This is a genomic window from Clostridium sp. X (genome assembly GCF_055755365.1).
In genome coordinates, this window is the sequence record NZ_CM146912.1 from 1,884,055 (window position 1) to 1,906,430 (window position 22,376).

The following is a 22,376-nucleotide window of genomic DNA, read 5'->3' on the forward strand; positions in this document are numbered from 1 at the left end:
TTTAAAATTACAAAATACCTAGGCGGCTCACCCCAGCACAGTAGTGGCTCTATTTGATCGTGAAGGTGGATCAGTATACAGCGGAACGGTGGCTCAACTTCACCGAAATATTCAATACAGGAAAAGGGTATAAACTAATATTTAATAATAGGGAATTTACCTACTATGAGTATACTAATGGAAATGAGTTTGAAAACTTATTATTCAATAATTTTATCTATTAGGAGGATTTATTTTGAAGTTTAGAGTGAAAAGTGTGAATTACAAACCAGATTCAACACAAAGAAATACTATGTTTTTAATAGAGGATAAATGGGATGATTGGTTTAACTATGAGACTATGTATGATCTAGAATATATTGATGAGTATGGTGAACATAAATATATTGGAAAAATTAAAATAGGCGAGAAAGTAATGAAATCAGAACAGAGAAGACCAAAGATTCCTAATGAATTTGAATATCTAAATGAAAAATTTTTTTCATTAGGTCAAACAGATTACTATTATGAGAATCTCAATAAATTGGGAGAAGAAATAAGGCAAGATGTTTTAAAAAGTTTAAATGATATAGCATTAGATACTGATTTATTTGAAGAGGTACGTGGTCGTGATGTTACTCGAGTATCTTTAATGAGAGATATTACAATAACAACAGTACTGAGACAATTTAATAGAATTGCTAATGGTGGAGTTAGACTAACAGATTATAACTTCAAATTTATTTCTCCAGAAGATGAGAAGGCTTTATCTGATCCAATGGAACTATCTTTCTCTGTTACTCCAGAATCCAATCCTCCAACTAATATCCATGTTGTTATTGGAAGAAATGGAGTAGGTAAAACTCGACTTATTAAAAATATGATTAAATCATTAGTTTATTATAAAACCGATGAAAAAACAGGAGAATTCTTTGTCGGAAGGAGAAAGGAAAAACCTTTTGCTAATGTAATTTGTGTAGCGTTTAGTGCTTTTGATGAATTTTCATCTATCTTTTCTGAAGATATTAAGAGCGATGACAGTATTCCTTTTATTAATATTGGATTACCTTTATATAATGAACCTGACAATAGTAATAAAATAAATGATAGATTATCTCAACTGGCAAAGATTTTTGTTGAAAGTGCTGATATCTGTATACATGGTGCTAAATATAAAATGTGGAACAAAGCAATAAAAAACTTAGAATCAGATCCAATATTTAAAGATGCAGGCATCAGAAAACTAAGAAGATATAATAGTGATGTGTTTAAAGAGAAATCATTAAAGCTTTTTGATAACTTAAGTTCAGGACATAGAATCATACTACTAACAATAACAAAACTAGTTGAAGTTGTGGAGGAAAAATCTTTGATAATTTTAGATGAACCTGAAGGACATTTACATCCTCCTCTTTTATCAGCTTTTATTAGAGCACTTTCAGAATTATTAATTGATAGAAATGGTGTGGCGATTATAGCTACACATTCTCCTGTCGTTCTTCAAGAGGTACCTAAAAGTTGTGTTTGGAAACTCAGAAGAAGTGGCAGAGAAGCAATTGCTGAAAGGCTAGAGATTGAATCATTTGGAGAAAACTTAGGGGCTTTAACAAGAGAAGTGTTTGGATATGAAGTAACCCATTCGGGTTTTCATAAAATGCTTAAAGAAGCTGCTGAAAAATATCGTAGTTATAATAGGGTAGTTCGTCATTTTAATGATGAACTTGGCATGGAAGCTAAAGCAATACTTAGAGCTATTATTGCTAACTTGGAAATTGAGGAGTAATAGATTATGAGAAAATTACCTAAGCCAAATGATGATGCAAAAGAAGTTTTTTTAGAGTGTATTAGTAATACAAGGAATAAGGCATACAAGAAAAATCTAGAGATATGTGCCGATGAAATAGCATCTGCTGTTATCGACTTTGATGCTAAAAAACATAGTGACGAGATCCATACAATTTCTTCAGCAGACAATGTTGCAGGAATCATCTCAAATGAAGATATGAGTAAGTTATATAATAATAAGCTGGTAAATAAAAAGGGGCCAGGGAGAAAATATTATGATAAATTAATTACTTCATCTAAGAATGGTATATGCCCAATTTGTGGTCATAGAGAAGTATCAACATTAGAGCATTATTTACCTAAAATGAAATACCCCTCACTGGCTGTTGCTTTGATAAATTTAATTCCTACATGTAAAGATTGTAATTTTGTTAAAGCTGATAATGAGTTTAACAATCAGATAGATGTAACAATTCATCCATATTACGATGAAATTGATGATGTGATATGGTTAAATGCAAATTTGAAAGAAGAAGATGAAATAATATTTACTTTTGAAGTCTTAAAACCTGAAGAATGGGATGACCTTCTTTATGAACGTGTTAAAAATCATTTTAAGGTTTTTGAACTTAATCAACTTTATAGTGTACAAGCAGCTGTAGAATTTGAAGGAATAAAAAGAATGCTTATTAATATTAATAATAGGTCAAGAGGTGAAACCGTTAGAAATTACTTGAAAGAATGTCTGGAAAGCTACAAATATGTTAGCCTAAATTCATGGAAATGCGGAATGTACAGAGCTTTAATAAAAAGTGACTGGTTTTGTAGCAATTGGTTAGAAAGACATAGAGAAGCCAATAATTCTGAATAATTAGTGTTGGTCTTAAACGATTTTAAAGGGACGAGGGAACAGGTGCATTGTCCCGTAATTAAGAATAGCAAGTGAGTCCAGCAAAGCATGGCCTCACTAGAAATCCAGGGTAGAAGAAAATTCCAATTCAAAGAGAAACAAAAATTCTTCGCTAAGTTACCAATTTTTGAAAGGTGACACGTGCCCTATAGAAAATGGAATGAATGTTAGTAAATTCTGTTTTGTATTGCTAAAAGGATGTAAGTCTATTTAAGATGAAATAAGAAATATTTGATTTTGAGGTCATTATTTACTGGAACTGGAGAGGCAGAACCATGATGGATAATGAATTAAAAGATAATAATTTTGTTTAAGATGTATTACTCTTTATTTAATGTCAATAATCAAAACAGAGGTGATTATTGATGGAGTCTACTAAACAAGAATTGCAATATACTACTTTATGGAGTTTTAAAGAAAGAGGAAATTGGGCAACACACAAAGGAGATTATCGGGGAAATTGGAGTCCTTATATACCTAGAAATATTATTTTGAGATATAGTAAAGAGAAAGACTTAGTGTTAGATCAATTTCTAGGCAGTGGAACGACTGCAATTGAGGCAGCATTATTAAATAGAAAATTTATAGGTATAGATATTAATGATAATGCACTATCTTTAGCTAAAGAAAGATGTAGTAATTACTCTAATAATATATCCATTATAAAAGGTGATGCTAAAAATATTAAAAATATTAAAGATGAAACAATAGATTTAATTTGTACCCATCCTCCATATTCAAATATTATAAAGTACAGCAATTCTAATAAAGATGATATATCTTTACTTGATTTAAATGAATATTATAAGGTAATGGAAGTAGTAGCAGAAGAGTGTTATAGAGTCCTCAAAAAAGATTGCTATTGTGCTATTCTTATAGGTGATACTAGAAAAAATGGACTAATTCAACCATTAGGATTTAATATTATGAACAGTTTTATAAATGTTGGATTCAAAATAAAGGAAATAATAATTAAAGAACAGCATAATTGCTCATCAACAGAAAAATGGATAGAGATAAGTAAGAAAAGAAATTTTCTTCTTATTGCTCATGAATATTTATTTATATTTAAAAAGTTTTAAAAGAGCTATCACAATAGCTCTTTTTTAATGTAAAATAGAAGAGTTATCAAATTTAAATAAATTGATATTAATGGTGGTTATAATGAAAATATATAAAGAAAGTCATAATTTTATGTTATATAAAGGCGACTGTAATAAAGTTTTAAAAAAGTTAGACCAGAAGTCTATAGATTTAATTTTTGCAGATCCTCCTTATATGCTTAGTAATGATGGAATTACATGTCAAAGTGGTAAAATGGTAAGTGTAAATAAGGGAGAATGGGATAAATCAAAAGGTTTTAAGGAAGATATAAAGTTTCATAAAAAGTGGTTGAAGAGTTGTGACAGAGTATTAAAGGATGAAGGTACTATATGGATATCTGGAACCTATCATTGCATACATCAAATAACATATATTTTATTAGAAATGGGATACTATATAATAAATGAAATTTCATGGATTAAACCTAATGCAGCACCCAATATGGGGTGTAGATGTTTTACTGCAAGTCATGAAACTTTAATCTGGGCAAAGAAAGCAAAAAAGTTTAAGCATACTTTCAATTATGAGATTATGAAAGAATTAAACGATGGTAAACAAATGAGAAGTTTTTGGACCATATCAACTACTCCTAAAAAAGAGAAGCTCTTAGGAAAACATCCGACACAAAAACCATTAGAGTTACTTAGAAGAGTAATATTATCTTCATCAAATGAAGGAGACTTAATATTAGACCCTTTTGCAGGTTCAGGAACCACTGGAGTTTCCGCACTTATATATAATAGAAAATTTATAGGTATTGATACAGAAAGAGATTATTTAGATTTAGCATATAAAAGATTAACAGAAGACAAAATGAATCGGAGTGAAGTAAATGACAAATAATGCAAGACCATTTTTAAAATGGGCTGGAGGAAAAACTCAATTATTAGACCAATTTAGTAATTTTTATCCAAGAGACCTAGAAGAAAGTAATATAAAAATTTATGTTGAACCTTTTATCGGAGGAGGAGCAGTTTTCTTTAGTTTGCAGGAGAAATATGATTTTGAAAAAGTTATTATAAATGATATTAATAAAAATCTTATAATAACTTATAAAGTTATTCAAAATAATGTAAATAAACTTATAAATGAACTAAGAAATATACATAACGAATATCATGCTACTGAGGACATGGAAGTTAAACAAAACATTTATTATAATGAAAGAAAAGCATTCAATGATGAAAATGGCAATATAAATTCTGACGTGTTTGCTGAAAAATGGATATCGCATGCATCAAGAATGATATTTTTAAATAAGACTTGTTTTAATGGCTTGTATAGAGAAAATAAAAAGGGTGGTTTCAATGTTCCATTTGGGAAAAGAGTAAATGCACCAATATTAGATGAAGAAAACTTAAAAGAAGTGAATAAAGTTCTTAAAAATGTTATTATTTTAAATGGAGATTTTACAGAGGTTGAAGAGTATATTGATAAGGATACTTTTGTCTATATAGATCCACCATATAGACCTTTAAGTAATACATCTAATTTTAAAGATTATTCTAGCACTGAATTTAATGATGAATCTCAGATAAGATTGGGAAATTGGGTTAGAAAAGTGTGGGAAGAAAAGGGAGCTAAGATAATGCTTAGTAATTCTGATCCTAAGAACACTAATGAAGAAGATAGTTTTTTTGATGAATTATATAGTGAGTTTAAGATAGAAAGAGTTAGAGCCCTTAGAAATATAAACAGTAAAGGAAATGGTAGGGGAGCAATTAACGAGATATTGGTGCGTACATATTAAGTAGCAATTGATTAGTAAAGAAAAATAGTCCATAATATATGGGCTTTTTTTGCTTTTTTGTGCTAAACTTGTAGTAATTAATTATCTGGAGGTATATTATGGAACTACAAGAAGCATTTATTAAAATAAAACCTTATATAGGAAAACTATTTGGAGAAATATTATCTAATGATAATATGCAAGATATTATTAAAAACAAGGGTAAAAGTGGACAACTTTTAGAGATACTACTTGGTATGAAAAATACAAATAAAGCTTTGGATTTTGATGATGGAGAGTTAAAGACTAATAAATGTGACAGAACTGGTAAACCACTAGAGACTATGTTCATTACTCAAATATCTGGTATGATAGACGAGTTGCTAGAAGAGAGAAATTTTTATGAAAGTAAACTTTATAAAAAGATAAAAAATCTCTTATATGTGCCTATAAGTAAAGATGGACAACCTGCCGATTGGTTTATTTTATCTGAAATCAATATAAATCTTGAAGATTCAAAATTCGTTAATTTACGTAATCAGTTAGAAGAGGATTATTACAATATATGTAAAAAATTAAAAGAACATATAGAAACAAGTAGTGATGGATTTATTCATACATCTAATGGAGAGTTTATTCAGATTAGAAGTAAAGATTCAAAGCCTTACTTTCCAATTTACTCAGAGACTTATGGTAAATATGTATCTAATAAGAACCATGCTTTTTATTTTAAGAAAGAGTTTATGCGTTATATAACTTCATTATAAAATTATATAAAAGAAGGTGTATTATGAAATCAGTGAAGAACTTGTTAGAAGAAGTCTTAAAAGAGCTTGGAATAGATTCAAAAATTGAATTTGATGAAATCACTACAACTAGATTATTTTTAGACAAACTAAATAAATATTTTTATCAAAAGAGTGGAGTCTATGTATCGGATTTTCATCATTATTGGGAAAAAAATCATAAAGAAATATTAAATATATCAATTGATGATGAACAAGCAATAAAAATAGCAAAGAAATTTGATGAAGTTTTTTCAAATAGAGAGGAATTTATTGACATAGAGATAAGTCCTAAAATAAATAAAGAAGGTCTTACTTCTAATAATATAGCGAATGTAAGATTTTTCACAGCCATTCAAGATTTTAAAATTAATATCTATAAAAAGGACAGAGATCCATTTCAGCAGTTTTTAAAAACACCTGACTGGTTTGATGCTAATAAAATTGTTAATGACAAATCTATAATTTATGAATTCCTTGACTATTTAGATGCAACTGGCTCTCAAGGTGATAAAAGAACAAAATGGATGCGAAATGCTGCCGATTTTCTAATAGAATATTGTGAAAGTGATGCTTTTAATATTTATGAAAAGTGTGGAAATGATGTGCTGGAAGTTAGGAGTTTATTAGCTGACAAGATGGAAATAGGGTATAGTAGAAAAAAAGCAGATATGTTTCTTAGGGATATGATGGATTGGAAGGTATGGAAACCGGGAAAAAATATTCAGTCTTTAAATGTTGCAAGTGATTCTAATACAATGAGGATAGCATTAAGAACTGGTCTTTTGAAAATGCCTATTCCACTACTGGCAAGTTATTTAGATGTTTATTGTCATCAATATGGATTAATGGATAAAATGACTCAAGAAGCATGGAGGCGTGTTTGGGAGGTGTGGAAAGAGTTGCCAAATAACTCATGTCCACCAACACCAGCATCTATGGATTATTTAGTATATAAGTCAATAGGCAAGGCCAACTGTTTATTAAATGCTAGGAAGTGTAGTAAATGCCTAATGAATTATATCTGTCCAAAAGAAAAAAGAAATTTAAAGCCGCCTAAATCTATTTCTATAAAAGGCATGACAGGATGGGATAGTGGAACCACTGATGAAGGTGGTGGTGGTGGAATTATGGCATAAAGACGGTTAGTTATTAGCAACATACCTTGTCAGCAAAGCTGCCAAGCTCTAGCATACAAAAGAGCCACAGTAACAAAAATTCTCCACTACGTTACCGATTTTTAGAAGGTGACAGCTACCCTGCAGAAAATGGAATGAATGTTAGTGAATTCTGTTTTCTGTTACTATCATACACTTAAAACATGATCTATATGGGGAAAGATAAAGATTGATAAGTATGGGTACTAGATATTGAAAGTTTTTAATAACATGAGGTAATCAATATGAATAATATAGCTAAAGATAATTTGTCCATTAAATCAATTGAATATGAGTCATTAAATATAGAGCCTAAAAGTATAGAAAATGAATCCTATTTAGTAAATAACAAATTAATAGTCAATTCAGATCAAAGTAATTTACTAAATGAACTAAAAATATGTTTAAGTGAATGTGAGAAGTTTTATTTTAGTGTTGCCTTCATAAATTTTAGTGGCATACAGCTTCTACTAGATACCTTTAGAGATTTAGAGTTAAAAGGCGTAGAAGGCAAGATAATAACTTCCACTTATTTAAACTTTACAGAACCTAAGGCTTTAGAAAAGATCAAGAGCTTTAGCAATATAGACTTAAAAGTATTTATTGCAAATAAAGACAATGGTGGCTTTCATACAAAGGCATATATATTTGAAAATAAAGATGATTATAAAATTATTATAGGATCTTCTAATATCACTCAAAGCGCATTAAAAAGCAATGTAGAGTGGAATGTTAGAGTTGTTTCTAAAAAGGAAGATACTTTTATTAAAGATGTATTAAAAGAATATGATAAGCTTTGGGATTTCACAGAGATTGTAAATGAAGAGTTTATTAATACATATGAGAGTTTTGTAAAAGAAATTAGAAAAATAGATTCCTCAAAGAAGATTGAGTTTGAAAACTATCAGTTAATAAAACCTAATGAAATGCAAGTAAAAGCAATAGATAATTTAAATAGGTTAAGAGCCTTTGGAGAAAATAAAGCATTAGTCATAGCTGCAACAGGAACAGGAAAGACATATATGTCAGCTTTTGATGTTGTTAATTTCAAACCTAAAAAGATGCTGTTTATTGTTCATAGAGAAGAGATATTAAAAAGTGCAGAAAAGACCTTTAAAAGATTAGTTAAGAATAAATCAAAGACAACAGGACTCTTAACAGGAAGTAGTAAAGAACTTGATGCAGATTATTTATTTTCTACAATACAATCTATGAATAATAATTTATATGAATTTGATCCAGAGGAATTTGAATATATTGTTGTGGATGAGGCACATCATGCAGGAAGTCCTACCTATAAAAAAGTTATAGAATACTTTAAACCTAAGTTTTTAATGGGAATGACAGCTACACCAGAGAGAAGTGATAGCGAGAATATATTTGACATCTTTGATAATAATGTAGCATTAGAAGTTAGATTGCGTGAAGCTTTAGACTTAGATTTAGTTATACCATTTCACTATTTTGGAATAACTGATATAGAGGGTGTAGATTTAAGTGATATCAGCCTAGATAATATTTCAGAAGTTAGCAAGAGATTAAAAGTCAATGAAAGAGTTGACTTTATAATTGAGAAAATGAACTTCTATGGATATGATGGTAAAAAGTTAAAAGCTGTAGGCTTTTGTGCCACTATAGATCATGCAGAATATATGGCTGCTGAGTTTAATAAAAGAGGTATTAAAAGTGTATCTTTAACAGGAGAAAATTCACCAAAGGAGAGAGAAGAATATATAAAAAAGCTAGAGTCTGATGAAGAGGATCTTCAGGTGATTTTTACTGTGGACATTTTTAATGAAGGTGTGGATATACCTTCTATTAATTTAGTACTAATGCTTAGGCCTACAAATTCACCTATAGTTTTTATACAACAATTAGGTAGAGGACTTAGAAAACATGAAGATAAAAGCTTTTTAACAGTGCTGGACTTTATAGGAAATCATAATAAAGCTTTCTTAATCGCTATAGCATTAAATGGTTCTAGGTACTATGACAAGGATAGCTTAAGAGTAGCTGTAGCAACGGAATTTGCAAATCTTCCAGGGTGCACAAATATTCAAATGGACAGAATTTCTCAAGAGAGAATACTAGAACAATTAGGTGCAGAAAACTTTAATTCTATGAAATATTTAAAAGAAGAGTACCTTGAATTTAAAATAATGAGAAGTGGTAAAATCTCTTACTTACTAATGGATTATTTTAAGTATGATGGTGCACCAGATCCAATCAAGTTCATAAATAAAGAAAAGACTTATTTAGGATTTGTAGCAAAAATGGAAAAAGATGAAGTAATTCAAGGATTACTAGGAAATGAGATTTTTTCTAAAGTCTTAAAAGAATTATCAAGTAAGCTTCCAGTAAAGAGAGTATATGAGTTTGCAATTATGCATTACTTGCTGAATCATTCTAAGATAACTTTAGAAGAAGGTAAAAATCAAATATTAAAATATATAAAAGATGTTGATAATGGAAGTGTGGAACATGCTTTTAGGTGCTTAAATCAAGAGTACTATGATTCAGCGCAGGTTAAAAGCAATATAAAGTGTTTTGATTATAGTGATGGAGTTTTAAATGACACAGAAGAGTTCTTAAGTATAATTAAGAATAAAGACTTTAGAGTTTATATAGAAGATATAGTAAACTATGGACTCTTTAGATATAAAAAAGAATTTGGAGATAACTACTATGGTATACCTTTCCTTAAACTGTATGAGCAATATAAAATGGTAGATACAGCTTTATTATCTAACTATACAAAGATTCACAGTTCTTTTAGAGGAGTTGGGTTAACAGTTAATGAAAAAGAATATTTTATATTTATAGACTTGCATAAAGAAGAAAATATAAAAGAAAGCATTAACTATAAAGATAAATTTATTAGTAAAACGCTTTTACAATGGCAAACTCAAAATAATACAGCACAAAAATCAGACAGAGGAAAAAATATAATATTTAATAGAGAGAGAAAGACTAACTTGCATATATTTATAAGAAAATATAAGGAGCTAGATGGAAAATCAGAACCATATATCTATATTGGAAAAGGAAACACTGTTGAATATAGTGGAGAAAAACCTATAACAGTTGCTTTAGAATTAGAAAATGAAATACCAAGTAGTTTATATTTAGAATTTAATAAGAAGGTATAGTCTTTAACTAGTCTATACCTTTTATACTTCTGATACTAATTATTCAACAGCTAGTACATCAGCAGGGGCCCAATTTAGAGAAATTAGGTTTTTCTTATGTAACCAAATAAGTTTATCATGCTCACTAGCAGTAGGGCATCCACTTACAATTCTACACTTTACAGTAATTAGCAAGCTCAGTCAGGCAAGCTTTCCCTCACAAAAGGGTCAGACCCTTGTAAAAAGATGTAAAATTAGTTTGTCATGAAACATAATAAAGAGACGTATTTATACGAGAATATGGAATATCGATAGTAAATAAAGTAGGGGAACAGAAGAGGGATTTAATATATAAATAGAAGTAAGAACAGTAGAGTGTGTATATTCTACTGTTTTTTGCGTTAAGTAGGAGTTTAGTGAAGAGATGAAAAAATCTGAGATGTTTAAACTATATGAGGAAAGGATGGTTCTTTTAAGAAATACTCTTACAGCTATTGATAAGGCTTATGAAGGCTGTAAAATAGATATAAGTGATTATAATGATATGAACATAGTAATTGAAAATTTAAGTACATATTTTATAAATATGTATGGTAAGTATAGAGATTTTGATTTGGAAGTTGAAAGTATGGTTAAAAGCTTTTATGATCCAAGAGTTGAGGAAAGAGGAATAGAAAAAGGAGTGGAGCAAGCTCAGGGGTATCTCCTTGGCAAGTACCCCTGAGGGGGGGATTTGTATTTATAAATTAATTATTTGTGACGAGAAAATGACGAGTTAATGGCGATTTACAATGTTCAATGTGAAATTAGGTGATTTTTATTCCATCCTACTAAATATTAAGAACCTTGCGTATATATAATTGGAGGTGCTTATTAGTATGAAGATTAACAGAGTATTGGAATATAATAAATATTATGATCATAGAGAGTCGAGCTATAAGGGTGATCTTAAGCAAAGAAAGCAAACTATAAATAATGAGAATATAACATTTTCTGAAGTGCTTAAGAATATAGAAAAGAATAAAGAAAAGAATACATATAGATAAAAATATTAACACAAAAGGGTCAGGCACTTGTAAAAAGATGTAAAATCATTTTATCATCAAATATAAGAAATAGACGTATTTATATCAGAATAGAGAATAGTTAGAATAAATAAAGTAGGGAATCTAAAGAGGAATTTAATATATAAATAGAAGTAAGAACAGTAGAGTGTGTATATTCTACTGTTTTTTCGCGTTTGTAAGGATCAGACTCCAGGGTAAAACTGTAAGTAGGGTATGACCTCAAAGGTTGTAGCAATAATTGGGAATTATTGTTTGATGTTATACATCAGAATTATAAGCAAGAGTATTCTCATAGCTCCGTAATACGATTACAACATGTAGTTATTTTAATAATTATAAATAATATTTTTACTAAGAGGATAAATATTATATGTTATAATATTTATAAAAAGGATGATGATAAATTTGTCAGCTAATTATAGATATATTAAAAGACAGAGGAATTTCGTGGGGAGAATACACAGAAGAACAAAATAAGATCAGCACCCCAGGGGTGTAATTTATGTCAACAAACTTTTGTTATAATGTAATTATATAAATAAATATAAGGGAGGGGTATTGAAATGCCATACATAAATTCAAAGCTAACTATAAAGCTCTCAGAGCAAGACAAAGAAGTCTTAAAGACTAAGATGGGAGAAATCATAACAGAAATTCCAGGAAAATCTGAAGACTGGCTTATGGTAAGCTTTAATGAAGATGAAACTATTTATTTTAGAGGAAATAAAATGGAAAAAGCTGCTTTTATTGAAGTTAAAATAGCTGGAACTGCGGAAAGAGAACATAAGAATAAAGTTACTAACTTATTATGCAGCCTTTTTGAAACACAACTTTCTATATCAAAGGATAGTATATTTATTACCTTTAGTGAAGTTGAAGATTGGGGATGGAATGGGGAGCTTTTTTAAATTAGTGGATAAACAAGTTCACTCAGTCAAGCCTTCCCGCGAAAAGGGGCCACACACTTATAAAAAAATAGTAAAGGGGTAGAGAGTATATGGTAAAAAATATATTAGATGAAGTTTCATTAGATAAAGAAATTAAAGAGGGTACTTTTGTAGTAGTAGATTTTTGGGCATCATTTTGTACTCCATGTGAAATGTTAGAACCTGTTTTTCAAGAAGTATCAGAGGAATTAAGTGAAAAAGCAAAATTTCTAAGAATAAATATTTTTGATCATGAAGAGATAGCGAAAAAGTTTGATACTTACACAGTTCCGGCTGTCATTATATTTAAAGATGGAAATATTGTTGATAAATCACTTGGATTTAAACCAAAAGAAATTATGGTTCAATGGATAGAGAAGTACATATAAGTTTAGGGCAATAAAAAAAAATATGAAAGTATTTAAAAGTAAATTATCAATTTATTAATTATTAAGAAAACGTATACTAAATATATGGACTTTATTGGGGCAAAATGATAATATATTTGTATATATAATGGAAAAGGGGGATAAAAATGAAAAAAAGAATTGCTTTGATGATGGCTGGTGCTTTGACATTAGCTATGCTTACGGGGTGTGGAAGCACAAAATCAACTTCAAGCTCAAGTAAAGACGCGAAGGTAATTAAAATAGGTATTTTTGAACCAGCATCAGGACAGAATGCAGGTGGTGGAAAGCAAGAAGTTTTAGGAATGCGTTATGCCAATACAGTTACACCTACTGTAGCTATAAATGGTGAAACATATAAAATTGAACTTGTAGAAGTGGACAATCAGTCAGATACTAGTAAGGCTAAAACAGCTGCACAAAAGCTTGTTAGCGAAAACGTTTCAGCTGTACTTGGTTCTTACGGTTCAGGTGTTTCTATTGCGGCAGGTGCAATTTTCAAGGATGCAAAGATTCCTGCGATAGGGGCATCATGTACAAATCCTCAAGTAACTCTTGGAAATGATTATTATTTCCGTGTATGTTTCCTTGATCCGTTCCAAGGAACAGTTATGGCAAACTTTGCAAAAGAAAAGGGATTCAAGAAAGCAGCAGTTCTAACACAAGCAGGAGATGATTATTCTGCAGGTCTTGGAAACTACTTCAAAAAAGCTTTTGAAAATGCTGGTGGAACAGTTGTAACGGCTGATTTCCAAAGTGGAGAAACTGATTTCGCAGCAATATTATCAAACTTCCAAAAGGGGAATGTTGATGTAATATTTGCTCCAACGTCAATCGAAACTGCACCTCTTATTATCAAGCAAGCAAGAACAGCTGGTATTAAGGCACCAATTATGGCAGGAGACACTTGGGAAAACGAAACTATAATAAAGAATTCAGGGGATGCTGCAAAAGACATTTTCTTATCTACTTTCTTTGATGAAAGTGATACTTCAAATGTAGCAGCAACTGACTTTGTAAAAGGATTTAAGGCTTTCTTAAAGGCAGATCCAAAGAATCTTACAAATAACGGAGGAACTGAAGGTGTTGCAGCAGTTTCAGCTCTTGGCTACGATGCATATATGGTAGCTGTTGAAGCTATTAAAACAGCAAACAGTACTAAAGGCGAAGATATAGCTAAGATAATGCCAAATACAAATTATAATGGAGTTACAGGAAACATAACATTTGATGCAAACGGAGACGCTAATAAGTCAATGGCATATATAAAAACAATTGAAAACGGTGCATTCAAATTCTTAAAAACTCAGTCTGTAGCAAAGTAAATCATAAGCAGATTATTCAAAATATGCACGGTTGGTAAATTATTTACCTACTGTGCTTTATTATTTAAGAGATTAACATTTTTTACTACATAAAAGATTTAAATAAATGAAAGGAGGTTTTTCTTTATGCAAAATTCATCTTATTATATACAACTGTTGTTGTCAGGGGTAACTGTTGGTAGTCTCTATGCACTAATTGCAATAGGATATACAATGGTTTACGGCATACTGAGGCTCATTAACTTTGCACATGGTGAGATTTTCATGATGGCTGGGTTTTTTATGATTTATATTGTGACTTCTGGTGTGCCAGTTTATATTTCTATTCCACTTGTGCTGATTTTAACTGTAGTTTTAGGTGTTGTTGTTGAACGTGTGGCATATAAGCCTTTAAGAAATACCTCGAGAATGTCAATAATGATATCGGCAATAGGAGTGTCATATCTTTTACAAAATTTTGCTACATATTTCACTGGAGGACTTGCAAAGCCATATCCTTCAATACCAGTTATATCAAATACAATTAATATTGGTGGGATATCAACAAAGCTTATAACTATAATTACGCCTATTCTTACAATAGTCCTTGTTATTGGCCTTGTAATATTAATTAAACGTACAAAAATTGGTATGGCTATGCGTGCAGTATCAAAGGATTTTGAAGCCTCTCAGCTTATGGGTATTAAAATTAATAGTGTTATTAGTACCACATTTATAATAGGTTCTTTTCTTGCAGCTGTAGGGTCTATTCTTTATTTTTCATATTATGAGCAGGTAACTCCGACTATTGGGGCAATGCCTGGACTTAAAGCCTTTGTTGCAGCAGTATTTGGAGGGATAGGTTCAATTCCTGGGGCTGTAATAGGTGCATATATAATTGGTATCTGTGAAACCTTTATTAAATCTAATAGCGATTATTCAATATTCAGTAATGCTTTTACTTTTGTATTATTAATAATAATATTAGTAATGAAGCCAAACGGTCTGTTTGGAGAAAAATTATCGGAGAAGGTGTAGATATGAAGAAACGAACTAAATTAATAGCATCACTAATTCTTACAGCAGTGCTTTTAGGTTTTTTGCTCTACATAGATAATTCTTCATTAAAGAGTTCAATGCTTTCAACGGTTCTTCAAAAGGGTGTTATATATGCCTTGGTTGCTGTATCAATGAACTTGCTGAATGGATTTACTGGATTATTTTCTTTAGGGCAAGCTGGATTTATGCTTATAGGAGCGTATACCTATGCAATATTAACTATTCCTGTAGCACAGCGTGAATTTGTATATCAGTATTTTGATGGAGGAATAGTACAGTTTACAGTTCCTGTACTTGTAGCAATAATAATTGCAGGAATTATTGCGGCATTAACAGCATTTTTAATAGGACTCCCTGTATTAAAACTTACAAGTGACTATCTTGCTATAGCAACTTTAGGTTTTGCAGAAATTATAAGAGCCATAATACAGTGGAATAAAATAGGACCTCTAACAAATGGATCTAACCTTCTGCGTAATTTTCATACATATGATTCAATACTATTTCCTTTTGGTGTTTCAGCAGTATGTATATTTATAGTTATTCTATTAATACGCTCAACTTACGGCCGTGCTTTTATGGCTATACGTGAGGATGAGATTGCCGCAGAAGCAATGGGAATAAATCTGTTTAAACATAAGATGATGTCATTTATCATAAGTTCTTTCTTTGCGGGTATTAGTGGAGCACTTCTTGCAATGTTCCAAACAACTGTACAGGCAATGGCGTTTACTTCTGCAATGACATATGAAATACTTCTTATAGTAGTAATAGGAGGAATCGGCTCTATTACAGGAAGCATTCTTGCATCATTCCTGTTTGTTGCTAGCAGTGAGTGGTGGATGAGATTCCTTGATGAACCTATGTTCATAGGAGAATTTCAAGTTCCTTTCCTTCGTACAGGCTTTAGAATGGTAGTATTTTCAATAGTTATAATGATAGTAGTACTTTTCTGGCGTAAAGGTATTATGGGAACAGGGGAATTTTCATGGGATGGAATAGCTAGATTCTTTAAAGACCCGTTTAGATTAGTTTCAAGGAAAAAAGGAAAACGGGAGGTACAGGAAAATGCATGATAATTCAATACGAGAAAGTATACTTCGCTTAGAAAACATTACAATGCAGTTTGGAGGAGTTGTTTCTGTAAGCAATCTTTCAATGGAGATAAATGAGGGTGAAATAGTATCACTTATAGGTCCCAATGGAGCAGGAAAAACAACTTCATTCAATGTAATCACAGGAGTATATGCCCCAACTAATGGTGCAGTATATTTTAAAGATAAAAAAATAATGGAAAATTGTCCTAAGGGAAAAATGAAAAGTCTATATGCTGGTGAAAATAAGGACATGTATAAAAATACAATAGAAAAAACACCGGATCAAATTACAAAACTTGGTGTTGCAAGAACCTTCCAGAATATTCGTCTTTTTAAGGAACTAAGTGTGCTTGAAAATGTTCTTATTGCAAAACATATGCGTCAAAAGGCCAATGTTTTTACTGCTACTTTTAGGATGAATCGTAATGAAGAGAAGGAGAATAGGGAGGAGTGTTTGAAGCTTCTTGAAATTCTTGGACTTGCAGACCTTAAGGATGAAATTGCAAGCTCATTGCCTTATGGAAAGCAGAGAAGACTTGAAATTGCAAGGGCTCTTGCCACTGAACCTGAGCTTCTGCTTTTAGATGAGCCTGCTGCAGGGATGAATCCTCAGGAAACAATGGAACTTTGTGAGTTTATCAGAAGAATAAAGGACGATTTCAAACTTACAATATTTTTGATCGAGCATCATATGAATCTTGTTATGGATATTTCTGACCGCATATATGTAATTGATTTTGGTAAGGAGATTGCATCGGGTACTCCAGCTGAAATTCAGAATAATCCTCGAGTAATAGAAGCATATTTGGGGGTGAGCGGAGATGAGTAGTATTTTAAAAATTGAAAATCTTGTTGTTAATTATGGTGGGATTGAAGCTGTAAGAGATGTTTCAATAGATGTAGAAGAGGGGAAAATTATAACCTTAATAGGTGCAAATGGAGCAGGTAAAAGTACAGTTCTTCGTACTATTGCTGGACTTGTTAAGCCTAAGCAGGCTAATATAACATTTCAGGGAAAAGATATAACAGGAAAACAGCCTGATTATATAGTTTCTCAGGGTATTACATTGGTTCCGGAAGGACGTCGTGTATTTCCTAATCTTACTGTATTAGAGAACCTGAAAATCGGGGCATATCTTCGTAAGGATAACATTCAAGCAGATATTGACCATGTGTATGAGCTTTTTCCAAGGTTGAAGGAGCGTTCATGGCAGCTTGCAGGGACATTATCAGGTGGAGAGCAGCAGATGGTGGCAGTTGGTAGGGCAATAATGAGCCGTCCTAAGCTTATTATGATGGATGAGCCATCCCTTGGACTTGCTCCACTTATTGTGCAGGGAATATTTGATATTATAAGAACTATAAATAAAGAAGGCATTACTGTTCTTTTGATCGAGCAAAATGCCAATATGGCACTTAAGGTTGCTGATTGGGCATATGTACTTGAAACAGGTATAATTACAAAAGAAGGTACAGGACAAGAGCTTCTTTCTGACGAAAGCATTAAGGAAGCATATCTTGGTAAGACAAAATAGACTGTATCCTATTTTTACTATGGTACCTGGTTATGGATGTAAAGTGCCACAATTTTTAGCAAGTTCGGCGCAAGCCCCTCACAAAGGGGCCAGACCCTTGTAAAAATAAAAACTGATAATTTGTTTAGATTATAACAAAACAGCCTGACACTCCTAAGTGCCAGGCTGTTTATTTAAATACTTAATAAAATTATTATTTTTCTTCAAGTTTTTCTTTAGCAGTCTCAACTTCAAATCCATCTACGAAATTTTTTATGTCTTTTAACTTCGTATCTTCTGGAACTGAATCTGGGATTTCTAACTTCTTGTATAAATCCTCTATTTTTATACCTGTTCCTATTGATACTTCCCTTATTGTCATGTAACCTTTTAGCTCTTCAACACTGAGTTTAGTTTCAGAAGTTATTGCCTTAGGCAGTACGTCAAATAAACCAACAGATTTGCTTATTAGCAATCCTCCACAGAAAATCGATATTACAAGCAAAATAACTGTAAGAGGCCTTATAACTTTTCCTGAAGTATTATATTGCAGCGCATCTTTTTTAGGACATGAAAGTACACAAGTTTGACATCCAATACATTCCGCTGAAGTAACTTTGTCGCACTCAGCTACATTAATATTTACAGGACAGCTCTTGCTGCAAATTTTACAATTTACACATTTATCTTTATTTCTAACAATTTTTGATGGACTTAATTTTGACACTATACCATATACTGCTCCCATTGGACAAAGATATTTGCAGAAAAATCTATCATAAAGCATAGAACCAACTATAACAATAATCAAAAGTATAAATGCAACTAAGTATTCACCAGTTAAAGTGGACAGTCCTTCAGTTATATGTCCATAAGCTGCCCAAGGATCATAGGGATCTATCCATAAGCCAGCAGTTTTCCATGCAAAAATTATGGTTATTATTAGTATCACATATTTTAAATACCTTAGAGGCTTGTCTATTTTTGCGGGAATAATGAACCTCTTACGGAATATTTTTTTCCCTATTAAGCCAAAGAACTCTTGAAGTGCTCCAAAAGGACAGATGAATCCGCAGAAGCTTCTCCTAAATAATATTGATACAAGCAAAGTTATTGTCAATAAAGTCATTGTTCCTAGGAATATTTTTTGAATATAAGTACCACTAAAAATTACACTGTATAATGACTCAAGCCCACCGTAGGGACATAACGCATGAATTGATGGAGCTTCTCCACCACCAATTAACTGATGCAAATATGCTTCAATTGTTATAAGTACAAGAAAAGAAGCTAATAGTACCCATCTTATATATTTAATGAATTTATTATTTTTCATAATAAACATTTCCTTTCACATTATATTTTTATATACTTCAAAGAACATTAACTTTTTATTTAAAGTTAATAAAAGAGTTTATCGTGAGTATTAACTTCATTCTTTATTGAATAAAATTCTTCTGTATTTATTTCACCTTTTGCATATCGCTCTAAAAGAATTAGTTCAGCAGGTTCCGGGAATTCTGTATCCTCAATTACTACTTTTCTTTCTACATATTCATCAGAATCTATTTCTCCTTTAGCATATCGTTCCTTTAATATATATAGAATCTTAGTGTAGTTGTTTGAGCCATTACCTTTGTTTATAAATCTCAAAATGTATAGAAATATAAATCCAACTATTAACAGAGTTATTAACCAATCAAGCCCATTGAGTCCATATCCAATAGAATGACCATATCCCATAGAATCACACCTTCCATATTCAAATTTTACATTGTATACTTATAAATGAGATACGGAATAGGTTTGCTATTCCGTATAAGTCCATGCAATTCAAAATTTACTTAGTCAGGCTTGAATTATTTAAACATCCACCGCCTTGCATACCTCTACCTCTATTTTGTCCGCCCATTCTTTCGTTCATTTGACCTGGAGTGGTGCAGTTAGCAATATTTTCAGTAATTCTTTCTTTAGAAAGCTCTCCCTGTTCTTTAGTTAAAGTACCATTAGCAACGGCATCATCTATAATTTTAATTCTTTCTTCCAGCATGGAGCTTTTAAATTGATCATTTGTTATACCTTTTTCTTCAGCTAAGCTATATAATGTTTTGCCAGAATTTACGGCATCTGTTATTTCTGTATCAGTTACACCTTTACCTTTAAGTATATTGGTTATAACGTCAAATCCTCTAAAGCCTGTAATTCGACCTAATCTAGTACCTTGATAGTAGCCGGTATTAGTGTCAGTTGTAGCAGCATAGGCTGTTGCACCTAACCCAACAAGTAAAGTAATAGCGAGTGTTAAGATTAAATTTTTCTTTTTCATATATTTCAACTCCTTAATGTTTTTTTAGGTTGGTTAAAGTACTAAAGCTTTGCAAGTAATATGATTTAATCAACCTTATGTTTATATATTACTTTTAATTTTTGATAAAGCATTGTGGTAATTGTGATGGAAATGTGAAAATTTATAAAAAAATCATGTCTTCATATAGTTAAGTGATAAATATTGAATGAGTCACAAAAGGGTCAGACCCTTGTAAAAAGATGTAAAATTATTTTGTCATGAAATATAAGAAATAGACGTATTCATATGAGAATAGGGAATAGAGATAGTAAATAAAGTGGGGGAGCCGAAGAGGGATTTAATATATAAATAGAAGTAAGAACAGTAGAGTGTGAATATTCTACTGTTTTTCGCGTTAAGTAGGAGTTTAGTGAAGAGATGAAAAAGTCTGAGATGTTTAAACTATACGAGGAAATGATGGTGCTTTTAAAAAATACTCTTACAGCTATTGATAAGGCCTATGAAGATGGTAAAATAGAGATTAACAGAGTTCTTGGCTTCAGATGGAGTTTTTATCTTACTCCCCAGCATAAAGGCATAGTTAGGCTATACTATTGTTTCCATGTTAACTAACTTAGGTGGTTGACCAGCAGGTGTAGCTGTAACGTAAATTTTTACAAGACCAACTCTAGGTGCTAGTGTTACAGTTGTGGCTTTAGCTATAAATAAGTAGTTAATTCCATTTACAACTTGAGTAGCAACAGCTATAGGTTCAAAAGTAGAACCTACGAATCCTTTCAAAGCAGTATCGAGAACTTTTTTATTTTCATCACTAACAGGTACTTGTACAGACCATCCTCCAGGTATCAGATTACCCCCTCCTTAATTAATGGTTAGATAAAGATATGATTTATAATAATATATTGCTATGGAAGTAAAAAATTGCAAATATATTTTACTGCTTATATAAAATGATAGTTCTTTTAGGATAGGCGATTATAATGAAATCTTTGAGGACTTAGAGTTAATAGTGCAACTAATCAATTAAAACTTAGCAGTTTCTGTAATATGTTGAGCTTTAATTGGTTTTTTGTTATTTTAAAATAAAATTTCATATTAAGTTAGTTATTATTTTTATTATAGAATTTTTAGTGTTTGAGATTTATTCAAGTAAGTTTATAACAAAGATAAAAATTAATTGAGAGATATATAAGAAAATAATTAGTAAAAATATTGAGCAGGGGGGATAAAGATGTTAAAAGAAAACATAGAATTAATTGAGAATATAGTTTCTGTAATTGCAGAAGAAGCAGGATAAGGGGTTATATTATGCAACGAAAATGGAAAAATAATAGTAGCCACAATTAAAAGCAGAATTGGTAACGAACATGAAGGATCCAAAAAGATATTAAGAGGTGAATGTAACGAGATAGCAGTAACAGAACAAATGTGTAGCGAATTTAAACTTAAAGGAAAAGATGTAAGAGCTGGCTATAACTGCTTAATTAAATTTGGTGATAAACGCATAGGAAGTATTGGTATTACAGGGGACCCTGATAGGGTAAAAATTGGAGTGAAAATTGCAGCAAGAAATATAGAGATGTTTTTATATAAAATACAGAAAGAAAAAGAAAAAAGTGAAAAATTGACCACATTTATACAGGAAACATTCCTTATTATTAATGAGATAACTGTACATGCTAATGAAATTGAAATAATGACAACTAACTTAGACAAAATAGCTGATAAAAATAATAATAATGTAAAAAACATAACAGCAGTGATAAATGTAATAAAAGAAGTCTCCGAACAAATAAACATATTAGGTCTAAATGCAGCTATAGAAGCAGCTAGAGCAGGAGAAAATGGTAGAGGTTTCAATGTAGTAGCAAATGAGGTAAGGAAGCTAAGTCAAAGAACAAGAACGTCGACAGTTGATATAGAAAATACCATAACAGGCATCAAAAAATCTAATGGGGAGCTGATGACATCTTTGATGAACACTCGAAGAATAATAGGTAGTCAGTCTAGTTCTTTGAATAAGCTAAATGAAACGTTAAAAGAACTGGCATAATCCTAGCTAGGATTGTCCCGCATACGGTAAGCCTTATTGCAAAGAGGGAATAGACGAGTTTAAA

The 22,376-nt window shown here is 31.1% G+C and carries 23 protein-coding genes and 1 pseudogene; 19 read left to right on the forward strand and 5 right to left on the reverse strand.

Features of this window, described 5'->3' with window-relative positions; genetic code table 11:
* The first annotated feature begins 235 nt into the window (after nucleotides 1–235).
* From ACX0KU_RS09530 to ACX0KU_RS09565, 8 genes are all read left to right on the forward strand, one after another.
* Complete coding sequence (locus ACX0KU_RS09530) at nucleotides 236–1,762, forward strand: AAA family ATPase (RefSeq protein WP_472989627.1); 1,527 nt, start codon at nucleotides 236–238, stop codon at nucleotides 1,760–1,762.
* Nucleotides 1,763–1,768: 6 nt separating this feature from the next.
* Entirely contained in the window at nucleotides 1,769–2,635 is an 867-nt protein-coding gene (locus ACX0KU_RS09535) for a hypothetical protein (protein ID WP_472989628.1), read from the forward strand.
* A gap of 404 nt (nucleotides 2,636–3,039) precedes the next feature.
* Nucleotides 3,040–3,756 (forward strand): TRM11 family SAM-dependent methyltransferase, encoded by a 717-nt coding sequence (locus ACX0KU_RS09540; protein WP_472989629.1) that lies wholly within the window; start codon nucleotides 3,040–3,042, stop codon nucleotides 3,754–3,756.
* A gap of 82 nt (nucleotides 3,757–3,838) precedes the next feature.
* Nucleotides 3,839–4,621 carry a DNA-methyltransferase gene (locus ACX0KU_RS09545; RefSeq protein ID WP_472989630.1) on the forward strand — a complete coding sequence of 261 codons (783 nt, stop codon included), beginning with the start codon at nucleotides 3,839–3,841 and terminating at the stop codon, nucleotides 4,619–4,621.
* Complete coding sequence (locus ACX0KU_RS09550; RefSeq protein ID WP_472989631.1) at nucleotides 4,611–5,528, forward strand: DNA adenine methylase; 918 nt, start codon at nucleotides 4,611–4,613, stop codon at nucleotides 5,526–5,528. Before ACX0KU_RS09545 ends, ACX0KU_RS09550 begins: the two co-directional genes overlap by 11 nt.
* Before the next feature lie 98 nt (nucleotides 5,529–5,626).
* Complete coding sequence (locus ACX0KU_RS09555) at nucleotides 5,627–6,274, forward strand: MutH/Sau3AI family endonuclease (protein WP_472989633.1); 648 nt, start codon at nucleotides 5,627–5,629, stop codon at nucleotides 6,272–6,274.
* 23 nt (nucleotides 6,275–6,297) lie between these two features.
* A complete protein-coding gene (locus ACX0KU_RS09560; protein ID WP_472989635.1) occupies nucleotides 6,298–7,431 on the forward strand; it encodes a hypothetical protein in 1,134 nt (377 codons plus the stop codon).
* A gap of 263 nt (nucleotides 7,432–7,694) precedes the next feature.
* Nucleotides 7,695–10,598 (forward strand): DEAD/DEAH box helicase, encoded by a 2,904-nt coding sequence (locus ACX0KU_RS09565; RefSeq protein ID WP_472989636.1) that lies wholly within the window; start codon nucleotides 7,695–7,697, stop codon nucleotides 10,596–10,598.
* A 39-nt stretch (nucleotides 10,599–10,637) separates the two neighbouring features.
* Here the strand turns inward: ACX0KU_RS09565 and ACX0KU_RS09570 are convergent.
* Nucleotides 10,638–10,739: pseudogene (locus ACX0KU_RS09570) on the reverse strand (8-oxo-dGTP diphosphatase MutT); the annotation flags it as partial.
* A 262-nt stretch (nucleotides 10,740–11,001) separates the two neighbouring features.
* Between ACX0KU_RS09570 and ACX0KU_RS09575 the strand changes: the two are divergent.
* The 9 genes from ACX0KU_RS09575 to ACX0KU_RS09615 all read left to right on the forward strand — a co-directional run bounded on the left by ACX0KU_RS09575 (nucleotide 11,002) and on the right by ACX0KU_RS09615 (nucleotide 17,972).
* A complete protein-coding gene (locus tag ACX0KU_RS09575) occupies nucleotides 11,002–11,301 on the forward strand; it encodes a hypothetical protein (protein ID WP_472989637.1) in 300 nt (99 codons plus the stop codon).
* Nucleotides 11,302–11,455: 154 nt separating this feature from the next.
* On the forward strand, nucleotides 11,456–11,623 hold the full coding sequence (locus tag ACX0KU_RS09580) for a hypothetical protein (RefSeq protein ID WP_472989638.1): 168 nt from the start codon (nucleotides 11,456–11,458) through the stop codon (nucleotides 11,621–11,623).
* Between the two features lie 584 nt (nucleotides 11,624–12,207).
* Nucleotides 12,208–12,552 carry a phenylpyruvate tautomerase MIF-related protein gene (locus ACX0KU_RS09585; RefSeq protein WP_472989639.1) on the forward strand — a complete coding sequence of 115 codons (345 nt, stop codon included), beginning with the start codon at nucleotides 12,208–12,210 and terminating at the stop codon, nucleotides 12,550–12,552.
* Nucleotides 12,553–12,641: 89 nt separating this feature from the next.
* Nucleotides 12,642–12,959, forward strand: a complete 318-nt coding sequence (locus ACX0KU_RS09590) for a thioredoxin family protein (protein WP_472989640.1) — start codon at nucleotides 12,642–12,644, stop codon at nucleotides 12,957–12,959.
* 146 nt (nucleotides 12,960–13,105) lie between these two features.
* A complete protein-coding gene (locus ACX0KU_RS09595) occupies nucleotides 13,106–14,302 on the forward strand; it encodes an ABC transporter substrate-binding protein (protein WP_472989641.1) in 1,197 nt (398 codons plus the stop codon).
* Between the two features lie 126 nt (nucleotides 14,303–14,428).
* Complete coding sequence (locus tag ACX0KU_RS09600) at nucleotides 14,429–15,319, forward strand: branched-chain amino acid ABC transporter permease (RefSeq protein WP_472989642.1); 891 nt, start codon at nucleotides 14,429–14,431, stop codon at nucleotides 15,317–15,319.
* A 2-nt stretch (nucleotides 15,320–15,321) separates the two neighbouring features.
* Complete coding sequence (locus ACX0KU_RS09605) at nucleotides 15,322–16,416, forward strand: branched-chain amino acid ABC transporter permease (protein ID WP_472989643.1); 1,095 nt, start codon at nucleotides 15,322–15,324, stop codon at nucleotides 16,414–16,416.
* Complete coding sequence (locus ACX0KU_RS09610) at nucleotides 16,409–17,266, forward strand: ABC transporter ATP-binding protein (protein ID WP_472989644.1); 858 nt, start codon at nucleotides 16,409–16,411, stop codon at nucleotides 17,264–17,266. Before ACX0KU_RS09605 ends, ACX0KU_RS09610 begins: the two co-directional genes overlap by 8 nt.
* A 1-nt stretch (nucleotide 17,267) precedes the next feature.
* Nucleotides 17,268–17,972: an ABC transporter ATP-binding protein gene (locus tag ACX0KU_RS09615; RefSeq protein WP_472992433.1), complete on the forward strand. Its 705-nt coding sequence runs from the start codon at nucleotides 17,268–17,270 to the stop codon at nucleotides 17,970–17,972.
* Between the two features lie 193 nt (nucleotides 17,973–18,165).
* Here the strand turns inward: ACX0KU_RS09615 and ACX0KU_RS09620 are convergent, their stop codons facing one another.
* The 3 genes from ACX0KU_RS09620 to ACX0KU_RS09630 all read right to left on the reverse strand — a co-directional run bounded on the left by ACX0KU_RS09620 (nucleotide 18,166) and on the right by ACX0KU_RS09630 (nucleotide 20,277).
* Nucleotides 18,166–19,287, reverse strand: coding sequence for a 4Fe-4S binding protein (locus ACX0KU_RS09620; protein ID WP_472989645.1), 1,122 nt, complete (start codon nucleotides 19,285–19,287; stop codon nucleotides 18,166–18,168).
* A gap of 65 nt (nucleotides 19,288–19,352) precedes the next feature.
* A complete protein-coding gene (locus tag ACX0KU_RS09625) occupies nucleotides 19,353–19,694 on the reverse strand; it encodes an SHOCT domain-containing protein (protein WP_472989646.1) in 342 nt (113 codons plus the stop codon).
* Nucleotides 19,695–19,791: 97 nt separating this feature from the next.
* Complete coding sequence (locus ACX0KU_RS09630) at nucleotides 19,792–20,277, reverse strand: hypothetical protein (protein ID WP_472989647.1); 486 nt, start codon at nucleotides 20,275–20,277, stop codon at nucleotides 19,792–19,794.
* Nucleotides 20,278–20,676: 399 nt separating this feature from the next.
* Here ACX0KU_RS09630 and ACX0KU_RS09635 point away from each other — a divergent pair, with 399 nt between their 5' ends.
* The gene (locus ACX0KU_RS09635) at nucleotides 20,677–20,871 is read left to right on the forward strand and encodes a hypothetical protein (protein ID WP_472989648.1); all 195 of its coding nucleotides are present in this window, start codon (nucleotides 20,677–20,679) and stop codon (nucleotides 20,869–20,871) included.
* Here the strand turns inward: ACX0KU_RS09635 and ACX0KU_RS09640 are convergent.
* Nucleotides 20,845–21,039, reverse strand: a complete 195-nt coding sequence (locus ACX0KU_RS09640; protein ID WP_472989649.1) for a hypothetical protein — start codon at nucleotides 21,037–21,039, stop codon at nucleotides 20,845–20,847. The genes ACX0KU_RS09635 and ACX0KU_RS09640 overlap by 27 nt on opposite strands.
* A 523-nt stretch (nucleotides 21,040–21,562) precedes the next feature.
* Between ACX0KU_RS09640 and ACX0KU_RS09645 the strand changes: the two genes are divergently transcribed.
* On the forward strand, nucleotides 21,563–22,312 hold the full coding sequence (locus tag ACX0KU_RS09645) for a methyl-accepting chemotaxis protein (RefSeq protein WP_472992434.1): 750 nt from the start codon (nucleotides 21,563–21,565) through the stop codon (nucleotides 22,310–22,312).
* Nucleotides 22,313–22,376: the final 64 nt, after the last annotated feature.